The organism is Paraburkholderia sp. RL17-383-BIF-A, from assembly GCF_046028015.1.
Classification (GTDB): domain Bacteria; phylum Pseudomonadota; class Gammaproteobacteria; order Burkholderiales; family Burkholderiaceae; genus Paraburkholderia.
In genome coordinates, this window is record NZ_JARESR010000033.1 from 19,984 (window position 1) to 34,905 (window position 14,922).

General features: G+C 64.1%; 19 protein-coding genes. 7 read left to right on the forward strand and 12 right to left on the reverse strand.

Translation table 11 applies throughout. The features are described from left to right. Positions 1 to 25 precede the first annotated feature (25 nt). Both P0D71_RS28840 and P0D71_RS28845 read left to right on the forward strand, forming a co-directional pair. Complete coding sequence (locus tag P0D71_RS28840; protein WP_408483241.1) at positions 26 to 538, forward strand: hypothetical protein; 513 nt, start codon at positions 26 to 28, stop codon at positions 536 to 538. Next, complete coding sequence (locus P0D71_RS28845) at positions 535 to 867, forward strand: DUF2964 domain-containing protein (RefSeq protein ID WP_408483215.1); 333 nt, start codon at positions 535 to 537, stop codon at positions 865 to 867. The genes P0D71_RS28840 and P0D71_RS28845 overlap by 4 nt, the downstream gene beginning before the upstream one ends. Positions 868 to 891: 24 nt before the next feature. Here the strand turns inward: P0D71_RS28845 and P0D71_RS28850 are convergent, their stop codons facing one another. The 3 genes from P0D71_RS28850 to P0D71_RS28860 form a co-directional block, all read right to left on the reverse strand. Next, positions 892 to 1,368: a hypothetical protein gene (locus tag P0D71_RS28850; protein WP_408483216.1), complete on the reverse strand. Its 477-nt coding sequence runs from the start codon at positions 1,366 to 1,368 to the stop codon at positions 892 to 894. 36 nt (positions 1,369 to 1,404) lie between these two features. Further along, positions 1,405 to 1,779 (reverse strand): DUF3564 domain-containing protein, encoded by a 375-nt coding sequence (locus tag P0D71_RS28855; RefSeq protein ID WP_408185733.1) that lies wholly within the window; start codon positions 1,777 to 1,779, stop codon positions 1,405 to 1,407. A 95-nt stretch (positions 1,780 to 1,874) separates the two neighbouring features. Next, positions 1,875 to 2,210 carry a c-type cytochrome gene (locus P0D71_RS28860; protein ID WP_091793432.1) on the reverse strand — a complete coding sequence of 112 codons (336 nt, stop codon included), beginning with the start codon at positions 2,208 to 2,210 and terminating at the stop codon, positions 1,875 to 1,877. A gap of 227 nt (positions 2,211 to 2,437) precedes the next feature. On the opposite strand from P0D71_RS28860, the gene P0D71_RS28865 reads away from it, so the two are divergent. Next, positions 2,438 to 2,722 (forward strand): DUF1488 family protein, encoded by a 285-nt coding sequence (locus P0D71_RS28865; RefSeq protein ID WP_091800397.1) that lies wholly within the window; start codon positions 2,438 to 2,440, stop codon positions 2,720 to 2,722. A gap of 102 nt (positions 2,723 to 2,824) precedes the next feature. Next, positions 2,825 to 3,811 (forward strand): zinc-dependent alcohol dehydrogenase family protein, encoded by a 987-nt coding sequence (locus P0D71_RS28870; protein WP_408185734.1) that lies wholly within the window; start codon positions 2,825 to 2,827, stop codon positions 3,809 to 3,811. An 89-nt stretch (positions 3,812 to 3,900) separates the two neighbouring features. Here the strand turns inward: P0D71_RS28870 and P0D71_RS28875 are convergent, their stop codons facing one another. The 7 genes from P0D71_RS28875 to P0D71_RS28905 all read right to left on the reverse strand — a co-directional run bounded on the left by P0D71_RS28875 (position 3,901) and on the right by P0D71_RS28905 (position 9,806). Further along, positions 3,901 to 4,635, reverse strand: coding sequence for a helix-turn-helix domain-containing protein (locus P0D71_RS28875; protein ID WP_408185786.1), 735 nt, complete (start codon positions 4,633 to 4,635; stop codon positions 3,901 to 3,903). Between the two features lie 46 nt (positions 4,636 to 4,681). Next, positions 4,682 to 5,113, reverse strand: coding sequence for a response regulator (locus P0D71_RS28880; protein WP_408483217.1), 432 nt, complete (start codon positions 5,111 to 5,113; stop codon positions 4,682 to 4,684). Positions 5,114 to 5,321: 208 nt separating this feature from the next. After that, the gene (locus tag P0D71_RS28885; RefSeq protein ID WP_408185735.1) at positions 5,322 to 5,972 is read right to left on the reverse strand and encodes a response regulator; all 651 of its coding nucleotides are present in this window, start codon (positions 5,970 to 5,972) and stop codon (positions 5,322 to 5,324) included. Then, positions 5,969 to 7,327 carry a PAS domain-containing sensor histidine kinase gene (locus P0D71_RS28890; RefSeq protein WP_408185736.1) on the reverse strand — a complete coding sequence of 453 codons (1,359 nt, stop codon included), beginning with the start codon at positions 7,325 to 7,327 and terminating at the stop codon, positions 5,969 to 5,971. The genes P0D71_RS28885 and P0D71_RS28890 overlap by 4 nt, the downstream gene beginning before the upstream one ends. A gap of 274 nt (positions 7,328 to 7,601) precedes the next feature. Beyond that, complete coding sequence (locus P0D71_RS28895) at positions 7,602 to 8,429, reverse strand: universal stress protein (protein ID WP_091793444.1); 828 nt, start codon at positions 8,427 to 8,429, stop codon at positions 7,602 to 7,604. Next, positions 8,426 to 8,932: a universal stress protein gene (locus tag P0D71_RS28900; protein ID WP_091793446.1), complete on the reverse strand. Its 507-nt coding sequence runs from the start codon at positions 8,930 to 8,932 to the stop codon at positions 8,426 to 8,428. The genes P0D71_RS28895 and P0D71_RS28900 overlap by 4 nt, the downstream gene beginning before the upstream one ends. Before the next feature lie 37 nt (positions 8,933 to 8,969). Further along, positions 8,970 to 9,806, reverse strand: coding sequence for a universal stress protein (locus P0D71_RS28905; protein ID WP_091793448.1), 837 nt, complete (start codon positions 9,804 to 9,806; stop codon positions 8,970 to 8,972). A gap of 229 nt (positions 9,807 to 10,035) precedes the next feature. Here P0D71_RS28905 and P0D71_RS28910 point away from each other — a divergent pair, with 229 nt between their 5' ends. Then, the gene (locus P0D71_RS28910; protein WP_091793454.1) at positions 10,036 to 10,551 is read left to right on the forward strand and encodes a flavodoxin family protein; all 516 of its coding nucleotides are present in this window, start codon (positions 10,036 to 10,038) and stop codon (positions 10,549 to 10,551) included. Positions 10,552 to 10,724: 173 nt separating this feature from the next. On the opposite strand, the gene P0D71_RS28915 is transcribed toward P0D71_RS28910, so the two are convergent. Together P0D71_RS28915 and chrA are read right to left on the reverse strand one after the other, a co-directional pair. Next, positions 10,725 to 12,356, reverse strand: coding sequence for an oleate hydratase (locus P0D71_RS28915; RefSeq protein WP_408483218.1), 1,632 nt, complete (start codon positions 12,354 to 12,356; stop codon positions 10,725 to 10,727). Between the two features lie 172 nt (positions 12,357 to 12,528). Then, a complete protein-coding gene (gene chrA, locus P0D71_RS28920) occupies positions 12,529 to 13,746 on the reverse strand; it encodes a chromate efflux transporter (protein WP_091800400.1) in 1,218 nt (405 codons plus the stop codon). Between the two features lie 255 nt (positions 13,747 to 14,001). Here chrA and P0D71_RS28925 point away from each other — a divergent pair, with 255 nt between their 5' ends. Both P0D71_RS28925 and P0D71_RS28930 read left to right on the forward strand, forming a co-directional pair. Continuing rightward, on the forward strand, positions 14,002 to 14,367 hold the full coding sequence (locus P0D71_RS28925) for a hypothetical protein (RefSeq protein WP_091793458.1): 366 nt from the start codon (positions 14,002 to 14,004) through the stop codon (positions 14,365 to 14,367). Positions 14,368 to 14,407: 40 nt separating this feature from the next. Further along, complete coding sequence (locus P0D71_RS28930; protein WP_408185740.1) at positions 14,408 to 14,881, forward strand: universal stress protein; 474 nt, start codon at positions 14,408 to 14,410, stop codon at positions 14,879 to 14,881. Positions 14,882 to 14,922: the final 41 nt, after the last annotated feature.

Consider the following 14,922-nt stretch of genomic DNA (forward strand, 5'->3'; position numbering starts at 1 on the left):
GCGTCACTTCGGGGAGCAAGAACGCATGCCAAAAGCTTCTGCATCGACTCCGTTTCGTGTTTTCGAGCGTGTGGTCATCAGCCTCTATGACGGTGGCGTCCTGTCGCCAGCGGTACTTGAACGTGTCATTGGGGCATTTGCGCAAGCGGGTACCGACTGGCGCAGCGCCTTGGGTGCGAGGTCCGTAGATAACCGCTCGCTGCATGAAATCGTCGTGCTGACAATGCTACCGGGCGAAGCCCCGAAATCGGCTTCAGCTTCGTTCATGACCGTGGTCGAACACATTGCCGGAGAGTCGCTGCCGACTCGCGCCGCAAGCGAAAGTGCAAGCGCCGACGACGCTCGGCCTGCCCACGCAAAAAACAGAAAACAGGCCGATACGGACGACGACAACGCCACGGAAGAATTACTCGTGCAATTGTCCGGCAGCGCGCAACCGGACAAACGCCGGCGCACAAAAAAAGCGAGCCCGCCGGCCCGCTCGAATAGCTTCAATCCCTTCCTGAATGCGGCGTTGCCGCGTACAAAGAAGTCATGACGAACCACGGCTCGCCGCTGCTTTGTCGATTTCTTGCCGCCGCACGCCTGCGATTGATGTTCGTCAAACCCAATCAGCCCGCTGGACCGATGATGTCTTCACTACTCCGCTTGGACTCCATGGAGCACATCATGATCCGCTCAGAAAGCAGAATCATTTTTGCGGCAATCGCCGTATTCGTCGCACTGGCAGGTATTGGGGCGTCGATCCGCGGTTTGCTCTTCGACCAGCCGCCGGTGTTTCGCTACGGCGTCGCGGCCCTGATCGTCGGCGTCGCGTGCTTTGTCATGTTGCTCAATTCGACGGCCGACAGCGATCGGCAAAGGTAAGTGCAGGGTATTGCGCGGCAGTGCTTATGCAGGATCCGCGCGGTGCTCGTACTTCGCAGCTTCCGGCGCCTCGGCCGGATCCGCGGGCGAAAGCCGCAGCGCGCCCCAACCGAGCGGCGCAAACACGCGGCCGCCAGCCAGTTCCACGAGTTCGACGAACCTTTCGAGCGACACCCCCGCGACGATCTGAACCGGCGCATTGTTGACGAAATCCTGAGTACGCAGCCATGGTGCGTCGCCGCGGTTGATTTCGTTGACGCTGCGCGCGCGACCGTCGTATCCGGCGTCGGGCGGCAACAGCGGCCCGTCGAACGCAACGGTCAGGATCTGCTGCGCCGCGTCCTCGTAAGGCAGGCCGGCGTGCCGCTCGTAGGGCGCGCGTTCCCAGCCGTCGCCCCATTGCTCGTTGAGCGGCAAGCGCGTGAAATAAGCCCACGGTACGCGCACGAAGCAAAGCCCGTAAGCGTGACGCACGCCGTCCAGATCGGTGCTCAGTCCCATGGCGATGGCCTCGGTAATGTGGATGAAATCAGCGCTTCACACGTCGCTGTCGGAGGCGAACAGGCCGTGTTCCGGCTGCACCCGTTCGTTGTCGATACATTGCACATGCCAATGGCCGGTCATCAGGGCGCGGCCGCGTTCCGCGCACCACTGGGCGCGTCCGGTCTCGCCTTCGAACGGCCCGTCGAGTTCGTTCAGATCGAGCCCTTCGAGCACACAGACGGGCGTCGTGTCGTGCGGGCCGCACACGAGCGTGTTGCCGCAATCCATATGCAGCGTGCCCCAATCGGGCAGTTCGAGACCGAGGTGGCCTTCACGCGACCACTGCCGCGCATCCTTATCGAGCCACAGGATTGCAAAAGCCATCGGATGGACACGATCGAACGTGTCGAGGTGGACAGTGAGACGCATGAAATTTCTCCGAAACGTACGGTCGTCGTTCAATCCAGGCAGACCGCGGATAACGCGGCCTCGATGGGCGGGCTTATCGACTGCTCATCGACTCCTTATTGACTCAATACCCATTGCACCAGCGTATGCGCGTCTTCAGCCGACAGTGGGCCGCCGCGGTCGCCCGGCAGCGGCATCGGCATATCGCCCCAATGCGCTTTGCCGCCGAGGCGCAACTTGTGCTCGAGCATGAACTGCGCATTTGGCACGTTGCGATAACGCTCGGCGATCTGCTGGAACGACGGGGCGAGGAATGGCGCATCGTGTGTGTGGCAAAACATGCAGTGCTGCTGGTCGACCAGGGCGGTCGGTTCCGGTTCGGCATGAGCGGAGCCGGCGGCCAGCACTAACACGGCACATGCAGACAGACAGTTTCGGACTAAGGCGATCACGGCACGTGCTCCTGTGCAAAGGATGAGTCCAGTGTACGGAGGCCAGATTGGGTGCCGTTGACTTTCGTCAATCAGGACGCAATGCCTGAATTTGACGTACTGTGTAGAGGTCCTATGCTGCTGACAGGCGGGCGACGCATAGGTCGCATTCGCCCCGGTGCGTGGCGCGCGACGCGTAGGTGCGCGAATACGACCGTTCCAGTCTTGCGACCTGCGCAGTGAACCAGGTGACGGTCATGAAGATTCATTTTCCTGAAGAACTTCCGGAGTATTGTGCGCGCGATCTCGTCATCGCGTTTCCGGCCGAAGTGGACGGCGAGCGCGTGCAGTGCGCGATCACCGCTGAGGCCCTCGAAGATCATTTCGGTGCCGCGTCGCTGCGCGAAGACGATCTGATTGCCGCGTTCAACTCGAACCGGCATCCCATCGAACACGCTGCAAGACAGTTGCTCCACGAGATCGGCGGCAAACCGGTGCTGATGCATAGCGGCTACTTCCGCTTTTGCGAGTGAGCGCGTGCGAGGCAGCCGGCGGTCGCTGCAGTGTCCTTATCGCCATGCCGCCGCGGCAGCACTCGATGTGTACGCCGGCTTACCCGGTTTGAGGAGAACCTTATGCGTGCGATGGTGTTCGACGGTAGCGCAGCGCTGCTGCGTGAGCAGGAGGTGCCGGATCCGACGCCCGGTCCCGGGCAGATCCTCATCCAGATTCACGCATGCGGCGTGTGCCGCACCGATCTCCATCTGGTCGATCATGAACTCGAGCATCCCAAGCAGCCTGTGATCCCGGGCCACGAGATTGTCGGCACCGTGGCCGGGCTCGGTGCGGGGGTGACGGGCTTCGCGCTCGGCGACCGGGTGGGTGTGCCATGGGTCGGCCATACCTGCGGACATTGCCGCTACTGCCTGTCGGCGCGGGAAAATCTCTGCGACGCACCGGGCTTCACGGGCTACACGATCGACGGTGGTTACGCCGAGCGCACCGTCGCCGACAGTCGCTACTGCTTCCATCTGCCCGCGCAGTATTCGGATATCGAAGCGGCGCCGTTACTGTGCGCGGGACTCATCGGATATCGCACGCTGAGCATGGCGGGCGACGCCCAACGGATCGGTATTTACGGTTTCGGCGCAGCGGCGCATATCGTCGCGCAGGTCGCGCGTCATCAAGGGCGCACGGTGTATGCGTTCACGCGCCCGGGCGATCACGCGGCCCAGCAACTCGCGTTGCGTCTCGGGGCAGCGTGGGCGGGCGGCAGCGACGAAATGCCTCCGGCTGAGCTGGATGCAGCCCTGATTTTTGCGCCGGTCGGCGCGCTCGTTCCGCAAGCATTGCGCGCTGTCGCGAAAGGGGGGACGGTGGTGTGCGGCGGGATTCACATGAGCGACATTCCGTCGTTCCCGTACGCATTTCTGTGGGGCGAGCGGCACGTGGTATCCGTCGCCAATCTGACACGCGAGGACGGACTCGCTTTCATGCGAATTGCTACCGAGCATCGCCTCGAGATCGACACGACAACTTATGCGCTGACGGAGGCGAACCGGGCGCTCAGCGATCTGCGGGAGGGCAAGTTGACAGGTGCCGCAGTGCTCGCCGTTGGGTAGCGTGCGCGGATACTCGCTCATTGGCCACCTTTGGCGCCTGTTTCGCGCCGACGGCGGGTCATGACTTCCGAGCGAACGCCGAGCGCGAATCAAACCCGCACGAGACCCTCATGGTCGAGAATCCGGATATTTTTGCCGTGTGCGTCGAGCAGTCCATCACGCTGGAATTTGGAGAGCATCCGGCTCACCGTTTCAAGCTTGATGCCGAGATAGCTGCCGATTTCCTCACGCGTCATGCGCAGGTAAAACTCGGCCGGCGAATAGCCGCGCAGTCTCAAACGGTCCGACAGATTCAGAAGGAACGTCGCGACGCGCTGTTCGGCGGACATCGTGCCGAGCAACATCATCTGCGAGGATTCGCGCACGATCTCGCTGCCCATCATGCGGTGCACGTGTTGCTGGACCGCCTTGACCTCGCGACACATCGCTTCGAGTAGATGGAACGGGATAATGCACATCTTGCTGTCCTCGAGCGCGATGGCGTCGCAGTTGTGATGACCGGAGCACACGCCGTCCAGCCCGAGCGAATCGCCGGCGAGGTGAAAGCCTGTCACCTGTTCGCGGCCGTCGCGATGCATGACGACGGTCTTGAACGAGCCGACGCGCACCACGTAGATACTCTGGAACGAATCGTTCGCGCGATAAATGGTCTCGCCTTGCTTGATCGTGCGCGACGGGCAGATCAATGATTCGACCTGTTTGATCTCCGCCGCCGTCAGACCTTGCGGCATGCAGATCGAGCGCATCGAGCAGGTCGTGCAGCCCAGCGCGTCCTTGCGCGGCACTTGCACGGGCACCGGCACTTCCCGGGCAACGGGCGACATCGGCGGGAAGACGGCAACAGGCGCGGGGACGGAATAGGCGAGGACGTCAGACATGATGTGCTCCGGATTGTAGAAAGGCGCGCGTGCGATGTTCGCTGGCGATCCGCTGGATCGTGCTTCGTGCGAGATCGAATTCGCTGGTCTTGTCGAAAAAGTAGTGGGCACCGCTCATCAGGCATGCGCGCCGAAACCATGCACCCGAGTGGTTCGTCAGCACGATGGCGATCACATGAGGCATTCTTTTGGCAAGCGATGCGAGCAACTCCATGCCCGTGCCTCCGCTCAGATGCAGTTCCGTCACGACCAGATCGGCTGCGCCAGTCTCGACGCCTGCAAGCGCGGCGCCGGATTCCTCGGCTTCACCGACGATTTCCACGCCGTCCAGCGCGCCAAGCAGCGCGGCCATGCGGCGCCGGACCGATAGTGCGTCGTCGACCAGAAAGACGCGGAGGGTAAGGTTCTCGGGGCTTGAGTTCATGGCTCGAAGTATCGGCTGCGCTGTCTCAAAATAAAATCGGCGCCGAATGAACTTCGAGTAGGTGAGCGTGAAGCTTTGTAGGGAGTTTCCTACATGGAGATGGGGCGCACCAGGAGAGTCCCTGGGTGCGAAAGGAGCAGGCTTTGTGGTTCGGGTCGGCTAGGGAACATGCGGCGCTCGCCCGCGAGCGGAGGCGCCGCGAAGCCGTCTAGATGTCGGCGTCGTCGTCGGCGACCAGTTTGTGGCGCATCGCGTAGCGCACCAGGGCGGCCTCGTGCGGCATCTGCATCTTCTCCAGGATGCGCGTCTTGTACGTGCTGACGGTCTTGCTGCTCACACACAGTTCGACCGCGATTTCCGTGATCGTCTGGCCTGCGGCAATACGCTTCAGAACATCGAATTCCCGATCCGACAGACGCTGATGCGGCAGCAGATCCGCCGGTTCGTTCAGGCTCTGCGCGAACCGCTCCGCCATGGCAAGGCTGACGTAGACGCCGCCGGCCGCGACTTTGGTCACGGCGGCCACCAGTTCGGCGCTCGCGCTTTCTTTGGTCAGGTAACCGGACGCGCCGGCCTTGAACGCCCGCACCGCGTATTGCTGTTCGGCGTGCATGGTCAGCACGAGGATGCGCAGCGCCGGCTTTTCCTCCTTGATCTGCTTGATCAACTCGACGCCGTTGCGCCCCGGCATGGAGAGATCGAGCACGAGCACGTCGGCGGGCCGCTCGCGGATCAGCGCAACGGTGCTGGCGCTGTCGTCTGCTTCCCCGATCACTTCGAAGCCGCTTGCGTTCTTCAGGATATGGCGCAGACCGTCGCGCACCAGCGCGTGGTCGTCGGCGATCAGAACGCGGGTCATAGTTGCATCTCCTGCATCTGCACGTTTTCAGCCGGAATGGTGACGGTGAGCACGAAGCCCTGGCCGTGGGCGGTTTGAATGTCGACGGCGCCGCCGAGCATGTGCGCGCGTTCGCGAACGCCGAGCAGGCCGAAGGATTTAGCTGCCGGCTCGGCCGTGCGATGCACGCCGCGGCCATTATCGGCGATGCGCAGCACGAAGGTCTGATCCCCCGCCTGCAGGCTCAGCGTGACCAGCGTGGCGTCGGCATGGCGCGCCACGTTCGTCAGCGCTTCCTGCACGATCCGGAACAGCGCGGTGGCGCCTGCCGGGCTGAAACGCGCGTCGCCGGTTTCGATGTCACGCTCCACGTCGATACCGTAGCGGTTGGTGAAGTCGGTGGCGAGCCACTCGATCGCGGGAATCAATCCGAGGTCGTCGAGCATGACCGGACGCAGATCGGCTGCAATGCGGCGGACCGAGGCCACGGTCACGTCGATCAGTCGGCGCATGCCTTGCAACTGTCCACGCACCGGCTCGCTCGCCGACCCCTCGAGCGCCTGTTCGACCGACGAAATGTCCATTTTCAGCGCGGTGAGTTGCTGGCCGAGGTCGTCGTGCAGTTCGCGCGCAATACGCGTTTTCTCGTCTTCACGGATATTCTGCAAATTGGCCGACAGCTCGCGCAACTCCTCGCGCGCCTGCCGTTGCGCGCGCTCTGCTTTGACGCGTTCCGTGATATCGCGCAGCATCACCGTATAGAGGCGGATGTCGCCATCGCGGATCTGCGAGATGGACGCCTCGAGCGGGAATTCCTCGCCGTTGGCGCGTAAGCCCGCCAGCACGCGTTGTTTGCCCATCTGGCGGTCGGACACGCCCGTCACGCCGAACTGCGCGACGTGCTGCGCGTGCGCCGCCCGAAACCGCTCCGGGATGAAACGGGCAAGCGGCGCACCGATCGCATCCATCGCTGAGCAGCCGAACACCTGTTCCGCCATCGGATTGAAGATGACGACCCGGTGCTGGTCGTCGATGGTGATGATCGCTTCCATCGACGAACGGATGATCGCCATCATGCGGGCTTCATTCACGGCGGACTGATTGTTCCGGGTGCTGGCCTCGCCGCGTGCGGATACGCTTTCGCGCCGCGCGCGCACCAGCAAAAACGCGCTCGTGGCCAGCAGCAGGGCGGCGGCGACGCAAATCAGCAGTGCCGGGTCGAACCAGTGCCGCGCTGTCAGCATGGCGGCCAACGTGACGACGAACGCGGCAGCGGCCGCGAGCGCGGGCCGCGCCGCAAACGAACCCGCAAACGAACCAAATCGCTCACGCAAATTCGCACTGCGCGATGTGGGCGCTTTACCGCTGACGGACATGTGCATCTCTTTGGAATGACTGCAGACAAGGATAGCGCGCGCCGCCCGAGAGCGTCTGTACGGCGGCGTGCACGGCAAGCACGTCTATTCCGGGCGATTCCGTGGTTCGTGTGGCCGCAGGCCGGCGAAACACCGCGCGGATAATTTGTGTTTGCGCTCATTGTCCGTGAAACGCCGGGTTCATGCCAGTCCCGCCGGGTGTCGCAGGCCGTGGTCGTCCGGCTCATTCCATCAAGACGGGCGCTCGCTCGCGCCCTCACTATCGACGCGGTGCTCAATGGGACATCAGCACCGGCACGGTCATCGACTGAAGCATGGTGCGCGTGACGCCGCCGAGCAGCCGCTCCTGCGCCCGCGCGTGGCCGTACGCACCCATGACCAGCAGATCGATGTGACGGTCGGCCAGCGCATTGAGCAGCATCGCGCCGGTGTGGACGCCGGACACTTTCGGCATGGCCGTGAAACTCGCCTCGATGCCGTGCCGCGCGAGCCAGGCGGCCACGTCGATGCCGCTCGGCTCACCATATTGCGGATGGCGCTCGACCTTCATGATCGTGACGAAGCCGGCGCCGCGGATGAGCGGCAGCGCATCGGTCACCGCCCGCGCGCATTCCCGTCCGCCGTTCCACGAGATCATCACATTCTCTATCTGAGGCCGTACCGGTCCCGCATACGGCAGTACGATTGCCGGCCGCCCGGAAGCGATGATCACGTCCTCGACGAAATCGCGCGCGATAAAGGCGCTCCTGTCTTCCGGATCGTCCTGGCCGAGGATCAGCAGATCCGCGTGGCGCGCATGCAGGATCGCCGTGCCGGTCGGTACTCCGCCCGGCGCGCGCCATTCGACGCTGCGCCCGGCGCGCTCCGCCGCGGCAAGAAAAGCCGCGTGCGCGTTCTTGAGATTCTTGTCCCGTTGCACCTGACGGCTGGCGGTCCAGATGTCCTCTCCGTGCAGAAAGAGCGGTCCCTCGGGCTCGTCGCAAACCAGGTAGAGGCCGATCAGATGGGCGTCGTGGCGAGCGGCCAGGTCGAGCGCATAGTCGAGCCGGGCGGCGCTGTGAGCGCTGTCGTCGAGATGCACCAGCAGGGTTTTGCAGTTCATGACGGATCCTTGACAGGCTCGCTCTCGGTTTTTGCGGGGCTTGCGGCGGGCGCCGGGCAATGCGCGGAGATCAGCAATACCGGACAGGTGGCGATGCGCAGAAAATGTTCAGCCACGCTGCCGAGCACCAGCCGTTGCACACCGCGCCGGCCGTGCGTGCCCATCACGACGACGTCGGCGTTGAATTCCTGCGCGGCAAGCAAAATGCGGTGCGCGGTGTCGTCGCCCGTCAGGTCGGTTTCGACCATGCGCGAGGGGCCGATCACGCCTGCCGCGGTCATCAGCGCGGTGGCGTCGGCGAGCACGTGCTTGCCTTCCGCGACGAGGGCATCGCGCACATAGGACGGGTCGTAACCGGGCACGTCGTAGGACATCAACGGCACGTCCACCACGTAGAGCGGCTGAAGCCGCGCGCCCGAGTCGCGCGCCAGTCCGATCGCGGCGGCCAGAGCGCGCGACGAGGTTTCGCTGCCGTCGACGGCAACCAGAATCTGTTTATACATGGCGAACTCTCCAGAATCAGAAGGACGGGTGCCGCGATCAGTGCGACATCAGTACCGGCACGGTCATCGAGCGCAGAATCGTGCGCGTAGCGCCGCCCATTACCAGTTCGCGCCAGCGGGCGTGGCCATAAGCGCCCATCACCAGCAGATCGGCGCCGCTGTCGGCGACCTGCGAGAGCAACACCTCGCCAACCAGTCCGCCCGGTCCCGTTTCGATGTCGGCGACCTCGACCCGCACGCCATGCCGCGCGATCACTGCGGCGATATCCGCCCCGGGAATGCGGGCTCCTTCGCCGTTGTGCTCGCCATTGATCGTGAGAATCGTGGTGCTGCTCGCCGACTGCATGAACGGCAGTGCGTCGTGCACGGCGCGCGTGGCTTCGCGGCTGCCGTCCCACGCGACTAATACGCGGCCGCCCGTCGACCGTTCATTGGTGGCGTAGGGCACGAGCAATACCGGGCGGCCGCTCGACAGAACGAGGTTTTCCGGAAAGAAGTCGCCGACATACGACTCCGGATCCGCCGGATTGTCCTGACCGGCCACGATGAGGTCGGCGCAGCGGCCCACGCGCGGGATCGCGACACTGGCGGGCTCGTCGATGGCGACCCATTCCCCCGAGACGCCGGCGCGCCGGAGTTCGGCGTGGAACAGCCGTTCGAGCGCCGCGCTGCGCTCCGCGCGCATTTCCTGATGCGTTCGGTAATACTCCGCGGTTCCGGCCATCACATAGAGCGAACGCGGGTCCGGCGAGAACACGGCGAACGCGCCGGTCAGATGCGCGCCGAACTGATTGGCCAGACGCAGCGCGATCTCGAGCCGCGGATGGGCGTGCTGGCTGGTGTCCAGATGAACAACGATGGTTTTGTAGCTCATGACAGTCGCTCCGCGAGAGGGGGTGACGCGCAGGCTTGACGCGCGAATCAGTGAGCTTGAGTCTAAGAACGGCGGCGCCGGTCTCATTGACGCAGATCAATGGTGCTTCCAGCGCGCCGCGTGAAAACGTTTTTTGACTTGCGTCATGAAGCCGCGCCTGCTCCCACCTATGCTCCGGACATGCATGGCGTCATGCGCGCTCGTGCGTTTTCCCCAGAAGGAGCGAGTCATGTCTGAAGCCCGTGTTCTAGTCGTCTTCTTTTCGCGGACCGGCACCACGCGCACGCTCGCGTTTACGCTGGCAAAGATGCTGTCTGCCGATCTCGAAGAGATCTGCGATTGCACCGATCGGCGCGGCGGCTTGGGCTATATGCGCTGCCTGATCGACTCGTGGCTCAAGCGGCCCGCCGAGATCGTCCCGGCCGGGCGGGACACCGGGCAATACGATCTCGTGGTGGTGGGCACGCCCGTTTGGGGTGGCGCCGTCTCCGCACCGGTTCGCGCATATCTGCTCGAAAACCGGTGGAAGTTCAGACATGTCGCGTTTTTTTGCAGCCTGGGCGGCCTCGGCAGTCAGGCTGCCTTTGACGAAATGCGCGCGCTGGCCGGCAAGGCGCCCGTCGCGCAATGCAAGGTGCGCGCAGCCGAAGTGCAGCGCGGCGCGGTGGCCGCTTCATTGGTGCTGTTCGTGAGCGTGCTGAAACGCCATCTCGCCAACTATGACGCGCTCGCATGGACTAGCTGAGCGACGCGCCGTTCAGGTCGGCAGCACGATCATCAGCGCTGCCGCGCGCGGCACCTTCGCCGCGACCGGTGCAAGGGCAAGAAGCCGCCGAGTCGCCTACGACTCGCGGTGAAAGCGCGAAAGCGCCCGTCATCGAACGCTCATCGAACGCTTTGCGACAGGCTTTGCCGTTTTCAGTGGCCGTGCAAAGCGGAAACCGCGCCATACACCACACGCGGATCGTGCTGGCCTTTGTACACTGCCGGCGCGCATCGGTTCAGGCCGAGCAGCGTATACACAGCCGTTTGCGCGGAACGTACCGAGTATTCGACCGTGAACACGACATCGTTCGGCAACTCGCAAAACTGTCCGATGAACGCGAGGTTCGCCCAGCCCTCGGGCACCACCTGCGGGCGATCGCCGCGCCTGCGTCGCAGGAACTGGCTGGTAATGAACGGCATCAGACATGGAATGCAGACGGCGTCGTCGAGAATGCGCGGCGCTTCCGCCTGAATGTGCAGATGACCGAGCAGCTCCTTCATGATTTCGCGGCCCGTGCACTCGGCCATCGGCTTGTTGACGAAATTGCCCGGCCGGTCAACGAATAGTCCATAACCCCAGAACACCTCGACGCCCTTGGGCTGACCCATGAAATGCGGCTGATGAGGCAGCACGATCGAGGCGAGCCAGTTTGAGTGCGGAAAGGTAATCAGGCCGCCTTCGCCGGGCACGTTGCCGCTCAGATCGCGGATCAGGCGGAACAGCGTGCGGTCGTGCAGCGTCGCGGTGAAGGAAAGCCAGGTCGATTCGTCGATGTGATCGGCGAAGACCGACGGATGGCCGAACTCGGCACGCCCCGCGGCGATGGTTTTCCACAGCGCCCACGCGCCGCTGCTGTCGTCATGGTTGAGCACGGCGGCGCGGTCCGTGCCGCCGAGGCTCGAACCTGCCGTCATTGAACCGAGCGTGACGATGACCTTGTCCTGTGCGGAGACGGGGATCTCGATACGCCGGTCGTCCTGTTCGCAGACAATGCCTGCCACCCGGTTCAGTTCGCCGCTTTCGTCATAATGCAGATCGACAACACGCGTGTTGGTTCGAAATCTCACTCCGCGTTCGTCGAGCCATTTGCGCAGCGGCCGCACCATCGAATCGTACTGGTTGTAGACCGTGCGCATGATGCCTTGCAACTGGTTGAAGCCCGACGTCATATGCGCGAAACGCAGCAGATAGCGCCGGAATTCGGCGGCGCTGTGCCAGGGCTGGAAGGCGAACGTCGTGCACCACATGTACCAGAAGTTGGTTTCGAAAAAGTCCGGCTCGAAGTGATCGGAAATCCGGCTGTCGCCGAGCATGGCTTCCGGTTCGATCGAGAGGCGCCCGAGCGTCAGCAGATGCGTTTCGGCGAGACCGTAAGAGGGCGCGTCCTCGCGCTGGCCGTCGCGCACGAAGCGTGCTTTCGACGAGGTGCGGATCGTTTCGTTCCAGTCGAAGATTTCCTTCGTGACGCTACTGTGGCCGTCTAGCGTGGGAATCGAGTCGAACAGATCGTAGGTGCATAGATACTTGCTCTCGAGCATTCTGCCGCCGCGCACGACATAGCCTTCCTGTGGCGAGCCGGCGCCGTCGAGGCTGCCGCCGGGCTTGTCGAGCGCCTCGAGGATCGTGATGCGGGAGCCGGGCATATCGGCGTCGCGAATCAGAAAGGCGGCGGCCGCGAGTGACGCGATGCCGCCGCCGACGAGATAGAAATGACCCGCTGCGTTTGCTTTGTCGCGGGCCGGATCCGCGGCCGCTTGCGTGGCCAGGTAATCGGAATTTTTCATGTGATGATCCCCCGAGGGATGATGGCCGTGGACGTATTGCTAAACCATACTCGCGCGGCGGGGGAATCTCGTTGAGTTGGATCAACGCGGTGCGACGGGGCCGGGCAGGGCGGCGCGAGTGATCCGCGCGCCTGTTCGGCAAGCGAGCGCTCGCGGCCCGCTATCGGCCTCCTTACACGAACCACCACGCGAGCACGACCGTTATCAGCACGACCGCCCACGACGGTACTCGCCACCACCCGAGCAGCACGAGCGCGGCGACGACCAGCGCGAAATCGCGGCCGGTGTGCACGGCGCTGGTCCACACGGGGTCGTACAGCGCGGCGAGCAGGATGCCGACTACGGCGGCGTTGATGCCGGCCATGGCGCGGCGCATCGACGCGAACGCGCGCAACCTGCCCCAAAGCGGCAAGGCCGCGCCGACCAGCAGGAACGAAGGCAGGAAGATCGCCACCGTAGCGATCAGTGCGCCCGCGAGGCCTGCCGGATGACCGCTGCTGGTGGCGCCGAGAAACGCGGCAAACGAAAAGAGCGGGCCGGGAACCGCTTGCGCCGCGCCGTAGCCTGCCATGAAGGTGTTCGCGGGAACCCAGCCGCGCGGCACGACGACCGCTTCCAGCAGTGGCAACACCACATGGCCACCGCCGAATACCAGCGATCCCACCCGGTAGAACGCCGCGAACAGATCGAGCGGATAACTGTGCAGATAGGCCGCTGCCGCAGGCAGGCCGAACAGTAGCAGTGCGAAGGCCGCGAGGCAGGCGAGCGCGCCGGTTCTGGACCCGGGCATGCCGGGTGGCGCGCTCGGCACCTCGGTCGAAGAAGTCAGCAGCGCCGCGCCGGCCACCCCCGCGGCAACGATCGACGCGATCTGCCCGAAGCCCGCGCCGAGCAGGATCACCGTGATCGCGGAAGCCGCCGCGATTGTCGCGCGTAGGCGGTCGGGACAGAGCATGCGTCCCATCGACCAGACAGCCTGGACGACCACCGCGACCGCCGCGATTTTCAGCCCTCGCAGCAGATGAAGCGAGGTCGCATCCGACAGCAGCGTGAAGCCGTATGCGAAGACCACGAGCAGGAGCACCGACGGCAGCGTGAAGCCGAGCCAGGCCGCGAGCGCGCCGGCAATGCCGCCACGCAGACGGCCGATTGCGATGCCGACCTGGCTGCTGCCCGGGCCCGGCAAAAACTGGCACAGCGCGACCACGTCGCTGAACGTGTGTTCATCGAGCCAGCGGCGGCGGCTGACGAATTCATCGCGGAAATAGCCAAGATGAGCCGCCGGCCCGCCGAACGAAGTCAGGCCGAGCCTCAGGAAAATGCAGAACAGCGTCCACGGCGAGCTGTGTGACGACAGGTCGAAGGACGTCTCTGTTTTGGCGTCATGCATGGGAAAGTTCATACACCGGTTGTACCGCGTTGGGCTCCAGAAAATAGCACACGCCGCCCGTCTCCGGGTCGCAGCATCTCGCCAACGCGGCCGCGTTCGAACACGCGCTCACGCACGCTGCGTGGCACTGCCCCGCCGTTGATGCAGGTCAATCGCAAGACGCCAATAGTGCCGATGATCTCTTAATCGGCTCGTTGCCTATGTGGCTTCGCTGCAGCAACGGTCGACCGGCGGGACAGCACGCGCGGAGGCAGTATGGGAATTGATATGCAGATCGTCTACTTCGGATTTGCGGGATCCGCGCAAATCGAATCCGAGGCAGCGGCGCAACTGGTGCGGCTCGAGCGGTTCGGCAGATTCATCTCCGGTTGCCATCTGGCGATCGAGGCCATTCACGAGCGGTCGCTCTACGACATGCCCGGCGCGCGAGGCGCCGAGCCAGGGACGGCGCCAGGCGCGGCGCCGAACCACACCCTGTTCGACGCACGTCTCGATCTGGTGCTGCGCACGGGTGAACTGGTGCCGCTCGAGCATCGCCAGGGTCACGATCCCGATGGCGCGATACGGGAGGCCTTCGATGCGGCCGAACGGCTTCTCGAACAGGGTGCCGCGCGCCACTGATTGGCAACGGATGTTTCAGCGTCTTCTTCAGGAGTGAGTCATGTACACCAACATCGTAGTGGCCCTGGACGGCAGTGAAGCCTCAAAGCGGGCGCTGTCCGAAGCGATCCAGCTCGCCAGGCTCGCGCGCGGCAAATTGACGGCGGTTTTCGTGCTGGATCAGTCGGCGGCTTTCACGTACGCGGGCGCCTGCGATCCGCATCTGCTGACAGACGCGGCGCGGCAAGTTGGGCAAAGCTTCCTGACCAGCGCGCTCGACCAGATGCGCGAACTCGATGTCGCGGGCGATACGGAAATCGTCGAGACGCAAGGCATCGCCGAGGACATTGCCAGCGCGTTGCTGCGCTGTGCGGAACGCCGTGGCGCGGACCTGGTCGTGATGGGCACGCACGGGCGCCGTGGTTTGCGGCGCATGGTGCTCGGGAGCGTGGCCGAGCGGTTCGCGCGCTTTGCGACGTGTCCGGTGCTGCTGGTTCGCGAAGAGGCGGACACGGAGCATGACACACCGGCGTGATGCTCATCTCGCGGCGGCCCTGACTGATCAACGAGGAAAAT